Genomic DNA, 5,549 nt, shown 5'->3' on the forward strand with positions numbered 1-5,549 from the left:
CCACTTGATCCCTGCCTGATCCAAAGGGGACATTTCTACTTTGGAGAGCAGGGGACATTTCTATTTAGCGTTGACAGGTTTTTTTGCGACGCCGGGGCGGCCGGCACGCCGGCGCGCCCTTTGTTATAGTGATCGCTTCCCTCCACACCATCCACACCAATGACGAAAGCACCCATCCTCGGCACACCCCTCTCCCCTTCCGCCACCAAAGTCATGCTGCTCGGCTCCGGCGAACTCGGCAAGGAAGTGATCATTTCCCTGCAGCGCCTCGGCATCGAAGTGATCGCCGTCGACCGCTACGCGAATGCGCCGGGCCACCAGGTCGCCCACCGCGCCCACGTGATCGACATGACGGACGGCGAGGCCCTGGCCGCGCTGATCGCGCTGGAGCAGCCCGACCTGGTCGTGCCCGAGATCGAGGCGATCGCCACCGACAAGCTGGCCGAACTGGAAGCCGCCGGCGCCATCACCTGCATCCCGACCGCGCGCGCCGCCCAGCTGACCATGAACCGCGAAGGCATCCGCCGCCTGGCCGCCGAGGAACTGGGCCTGGCGACCTCGCCCTACCGCTTCGCCAGCAGCCTCGAGGAACTGAAGGCGGCCTGCGCCGAGATCGGCTTTCCGAACGTGGTGAAACCGGTGATGTCGTCCTCGGGCAAGGGCCAGTCCAAGCTCGACAGCGCGGACGAGGTCGAGAACGCCTGGAACCATGCGGCCGCCGGCGGGCGCGTGGATGCCGGCCGCGTGATCGTCGAAGGCTTCATCGATTTCGATTACGAGATCACGCTGCTGACCGTGCGCGCCACGAACGGCAACGGCGAGATCGCGACCCAGTTCTGCGAACCGATCGGCCACAAGCAGGTGCACGGCGACTACGTCGAATCCTGGCAGCCGCAGCCGATGAGCCCGCGCGCCCTGGAGAGCGCGCGCGAGATCGCCAGCAAGGTCACCGCCAGCCTGGGCGGGCGCGGCGTGTTCGGCGTCGAGCTGTTCGTGAAGGGCGACATGGTGTGGTTCTCGGAAGTCAGCCCGCGCCCGCACGATACCGGCATGGTGACCATGGCGACCCAGATCCAGAGCGAATTCGAGCTGCACGCGAAGGCCATCCTCGGCCTGCCGGTGAATCCGGAACTGCGCGCGCCGGGCGCCTCCGCCGTGATCTACGGCCAGCTCGACGAAGCCGGCATCGTCTTCGAGGGCGTGGCGGAAGCGCTGCGCGTTCCGGGCTCGGACATCCGCCTGTTCGGCAAGCCGGAGTCGTTCAGCCGCCGCCGCATGGGCGTGGCGCTGGCGACCGCGCCGGATATCGACACGGCGCGCAAGCGCGCGCTGGAAGCGGCTAGTAAAATCAAGCCGGTGAGCGCATCAGCCTTGGATCGTAAGTCCACTTCCTGAGCTTCCTCGCCTTTATGTGCTTGGCGTCGGGGTGCAACGGATTGATCAGCACGTTGCACTCCTCGCCGACGATCGCGGACGGCACGATCAGCACCGCGCTGCGGCCCGATTTCAACCAACGGTCGCCTTCGTCGAGGCTGACCTTGCCGGCCGGGATCGCATCCCAGCCGACCGGCGGCGCCAGCGCGATGGCGCCGGTCCACACCGCATCGGGAATCGTCAGCTCCACCAGGTAGCGGTTCAGCGGCAGGCCGCCCGCTTTCAGGTGGACGAAGGTTTCGAGCACGGCCAGCGAGATATTGCTGGCGCAATAGAGCATGGCGCTGCCGGGGCGGTTCCAGCGCCCGCCGGACTGCTTGGCGCCAGCCCCGGTCAAATCGTCCGCGGTGTAGCCGGGCGCATCGGTCGCGATGCGCCAGACGGCGGTCAAGCGTAGGCTCCGGTCTGCATCGTCGCGAGCAGCTTGGAGATCATCTCCTGGCCCTCGATGGTGTCCATGTATTCGGAGGGAGAGGCGCCGCCGAGCGCCGGGATCGGTTCTTCCATCCAGTGCGTCAGCCAGCGCGCGGCGTCGAAGTCTTTCATCAAGTCAGGATCGCCGGACTCGTCGAGCATGGTCTCGACCTGGCCGATCAGTTTCGCCATGCCGACCACTTTTTCGCTGTCTTCGCGCGACAGGGGTTCGTTGCGGCTGGCCTTGCGGTTGACGGTGGCGGTGGCGATGTCCAGCATGGTGAAGACTTTTTCCTGCTGCACATCGAGGCCGCTGACGAAGGTCTTGAAGTCGGCCGCGTTCACGCCGTTGCGGATCAGGTCGATCCGGTCGACCGGGGTGGTTTGATAAAGCTCACGGAAATTGAGCCACCGGGTCTTGTCGCCATCATCGGACTCGGGGTGGGGCCGCTCTGAAGTCATTGCCGTCATGGTTTTTGCTCCTTTGAGTAGAAATATTAGATCAAATGAGCAGAACACACAAGCGGCCGGCGCCAGACCGGGAAAGGGCATCGGTCGCTCGCTCGAAGCCGCCCGAGGCTAAGCCCGCCCGGCGTCGGCGTCGCCGAGCAACCCGGGAAGCGCTGGGCACCGGCCCAGGTCCAGATCGAACGGTACCGCATGCAAAACAAGGCTGCCACCCAAGTCGAATGGCGGAAGCGGCTCGTCGAAACCGGCCCACCTCGGGTAGATGAGGACCAGCTTGCCTTGGCCGCCAAGATATTTCTGACCATACGCGTATAGCTGATACATGTCAGACTGGGCAATTCCGCATTTCGGGTCGGGATCGCCGCTGTCATACCTGGTATCGCGGTCGATCAGCTTCCACTTCGTATCCAGGATACTGATCAGCTTGCCGCCGCGGGCCACGCCCAGATCCGGCTTGAGCAGGAATGCCTTCGGCTGATCCGAGAGGAATCTGCCCTGCAATTGCACACGCAATGCAAGATCGCTCTGACGCAATTGGCCGTCCAGCACCTTGGCAACATATTTTTCGAACAACTGGTCCATCCGGAACAGAAATGAGATACCGGAATCGCGGTCCTTCAGGGTGAACGGGCACTGTTCATTCAGGATGAGGCGCACCCACCGCTCGAGCGGCCGATAGTGCACCATGTCCCTGCTCGTGCTCCAGCACCGGAAATCCTGGCGATAATCCGATGATGCCGGCACGTCCTCGAAGGACCTGCGCAATTCGGCAGCCAAGCGCTGATTCTCTTCGGAACGGCTCCATGCCGCCGCCCGAACCAGCGCCGAATGCAGCAACCGGTTCTCCGCACGGTTTTCGGAAAAGACGTCGTACTCGATCTGGAACAGGTTCGCCCGGCCGGGCGGCTGCCTCAGTTGCTGGGGTATTCTCAGCCGCCCCTTCAGGAAGCGCTCCTCCGCCTCGACCTGCACATAATCCTTGCGCAGCCCGCGCCGGACGAGCGCGGCCACATGCTTGAGAAACGTCGAGATCAGTGCTTCCAGCAAGGGCTGATTCCGCAGCATCAGCGTCGCTTCGGTGGCCTCGTAAAAGTGCAGGCCCTCGACGGCGCCCAGCATCTTCCACAAACGCCCCCGGGTAAGCGACACGTCCTGCCGGTATTCGGAAGTCTTCGGCAGGATTTCGATTTGCGTACCGCCCGGCAAAGTAATCACGCCGACAAAATTCACGACGCGCAGCGCCTTCTTTCCATCGTGGCGCGCCGTTTCGATGAATCGCGTACCGTCGTTCGAATATGCCAATCCCTCGAGGAACGACCAGTCAGGCTCGCTTGCGATCGCCGCGTGCCCGAGATCCTCCTGCGCCCAGTCCCCTTGCGTCAGCAAACCAAATTCGCGGATCCGGATCTCATTCATTCGTGACCGGCCCCGCATTCTGCGGCGGCGCGTAGATGCCGATGTAGGTGGCCGGATTTTCAAGGGCGCCCGGGTCCCGCCGATAGACTGTTGTCTTCGACTCGAAACCCATCTGCGCGTACCGGGCCGGCTGATAGATCTTCGCATTGCCGAGCACTTTCGTGATCTTCTCCCAGTCCTCGAAGAAGTACTCTTCCAGCAAAGGAAGGATCTTGTTGCGGAAGACCTGGGCCAGGCCGGCGACGCCCGAATCCTTCGTCAGCTTCATGAAGAAAGCGTGGCCGATCGTGTGCTCACGGTCATAAAGGTGTTCGATGCGTTCGTTCATCCGCGCCAGCATCAGCGCCACGTCGATGCCGTCGATGACCAGGCCATCCAGTTCCTCGAGGTCCGGCATCATTTCGATGAAATCGAAACGCCGGCGCAGGGCGGTGTCGATCACCGCGAGGGAGCGGTCCGCGGTATTCATGGTCCCGACGATGTACAGGTTATCCGGCACCCCGAACGGCTGGTTCGAATACGGCAGGCGCAGTTCCACCGCCTCATCGGAACCAATCCGCTTGGTTTCCTCGATCAGCGTGATCAGCTCGCCGAAAATACGGGACGTATTGCCGCGGTTGATTTCGTCGATGATCAGGACATATGGCTGGCCGGGGCTTGATTCCGGCTCGTCCATGGCGAAGAACTCTGATTTCTTGCTCTCGTAATCCTGGTCGTTCCGCGGTTGCCCGAATCCGAACTTGCTGAACAGCGCGGCAAACGCCATACGCTTGAAGATGCCATCCTTGACCTGGTAGCTCAGCTTGCCCTCACTGGCATCGGCACGAATGCCCTCGACGAAATCCTCGTAGCTGAAACTCTGATGAAAGGTAACGAAGGCAATGCGGTCCGCGCGGCGCAAGATATCGAAGCGCTTCTTCTGCTCCTCGTAGGGTCGCTCGCGGAACTCCGGCCCCTCGATGATCCGGAGGGCCTCGATCACGGTGCGGTAGGTCTTGCCGGTGCCCGGAGGGCCGTACAGGATGCGGTTGAGCGCCCCCGCGGAAACGGCTGCACCCTCGCTCCCTCGCAGCACAACATCGCCCCCTACTTCGAAATCCGCGAGACTGAGACCAAAAGCCGGGCCGAGAATCGCCTCCTCGAATTCCCCCATGCTGTCGGAAGGAACCGGATACACCGTCGTGAATCCCTGAGGCTTCCAGCCCAGCGCGCCATCGACTTTGCTCGACGCGAAGTCCTTGTCCGAAATATCCTGGATAAGCTCGAAAGGCCGCATATACCAGCCCGAAATCGACGTCAGGTTTTCCGGCACCACTTCCGTACGATTTCCGACGAAGCGCCCGAGCAACACGATCCTGCTGTTCCTGACGAGATAAAAAATATCACCGCCTCTGACTACGGCGCCATTGCCCTCGACACCATGGAAGGCTTGGCCCTGCCCCTTCCCTTTTTCATCGTCCGCCGCGTAGCCCTCGGAGACGTAGCGATGATCCACGAGCCAACGGTGATCGGCGTCGCTCATTTCACCTCGTTTACCGTGCGAAATCTTCCAAAACCGCGGGCGTAGCGGGGCCGCAGGCTGATGCATATCCATGATGTTGTCTTTCGTGCTTGGAGGTAGGCTGATTTGCCAATCAGCAACAGCCGATTAAAGCATGAAAGAAAACAAATGAACAAGGGCGCATTCAGGCAGCCAAAAAAGCAAAAAGGCCGCAGCTTGCGCATGCGGCCTTTTTACTGATTCTGGCTCCCCGACCTGGACTCGAACCAGGGACCTGCGGATTAACAGTCCGTCGCTCTACCGACTGAGCTATCAG

Annotated in this window: 5 protein-coding genes; 1 reads left to right on the top strand and 4 read right to left on the bottom strand. The window is 61.9% G+C overall.

Annotated elements, in window-relative coordinates; translation table 11 throughout:
- Positions 1-159 precede the first annotated feature (159 nt).
- On the top strand, positions 160-1,395 hold the full coding sequence (purT, locus tag AC3A6M_RS24640; RefSeq protein ID WP_487855327.1) for a formate-dependent phosphoribosylglycinamide formyltransferase: 1,236 nt from the start codon (positions 160-162) through the stop codon (positions 1,393-1,395).
- Here the strand turns inward: purT and AC3A6M_RS24645 are convergent.
- The 4 genes from AC3A6M_RS24645 to AC3A6M_RS24660 all read right to left on the bottom strand — a co-directional run bounded on the left by AC3A6M_RS24645 (position 1,349) and on the right by AC3A6M_RS24660 (position 5,254).
- The gene (locus tag AC3A6M_RS24645) at positions 1,349-1,825 is read right to left on the bottom strand and encodes an RES family NAD+ phosphorylase (protein ID WP_487855328.1); all 477 of its coding nucleotides are present in this window, start codon (positions 1,823-1,825) and stop codon (positions 1,349-1,351) included. The two genes, purT and AC3A6M_RS24645, sit on opposite strands and share 47 nt — an antisense overlap.
- Positions 1,822-2,319 carry an antitoxin Xre/MbcA/ParS toxin-binding domain-containing protein gene (locus AC3A6M_RS24650; protein WP_487855329.1) on the bottom strand — a complete coding sequence of 166 codons (498 nt, stop codon included), beginning with the start codon at positions 2,317-2,319 and terminating at the stop codon, positions 1,822-1,824. The genes AC3A6M_RS24645 and AC3A6M_RS24650 overlap by 4 nt, the downstream gene beginning before the upstream one ends.
- 108 nt (positions 2,320-2,427) lie before the next feature.
- The gene (locus AC3A6M_RS24655; RefSeq protein WP_487855330.1) at positions 2,428-3,732 is read right to left on the bottom strand and encodes an McrC family protein; all 1,305 of its coding nucleotides are present in this window, start codon (positions 3,730-3,732) and stop codon (positions 2,428-2,430) included.
- Positions 3,725-5,254 carry an McrB family protein gene (locus AC3A6M_RS24660; RefSeq protein ID WP_487855331.1) on the bottom strand — a complete coding sequence of 510 codons (1,530 nt, stop codon included), beginning with the start codon at positions 5,252-5,254 and terminating at the stop codon, positions 3,725-3,727. The genes AC3A6M_RS24655 and AC3A6M_RS24660 overlap by 8 nt, the downstream gene beginning before the upstream one ends.
- Between the last annotated feature and the right edge of the window lie 295 nt (positions 5,255-5,549).

This window comes from Telluria sp. Soil_C_11 (assembly GCF_057657395.1).

Excerpts from the sequence above, each read along its gene's own strand:
- purT (WP_487855327.1), top strand. The coding sequence starts at position 160 with ATGACGAAAGCACCCATCCTCGGCACACCCCTCTCCCCTTCCGCCACC.
- AC3A6M_RS24660 (WP_487855331.1), bottom strand. The coding sequence starts at position 5,254 with ATGAGCGACGCCGATCACCGTTGGCTCGTGGATCATCGCTACGTCTCC.
- AC3A6M_RS24650 (WP_487855329.1), bottom strand. The coding sequence starts at position 2,319 with ATGACGGCAATGACTTCAGAGCGGCCCCACCCCGAGTCCGATGATGGC.
- AC3A6M_RS24655 (WP_487855330.1), bottom strand. The coding sequence starts at position 3,732 with ATGAATGAGATCCGGATCCGCGAATTTGGTTTGCTGACGCAAGGGGAC.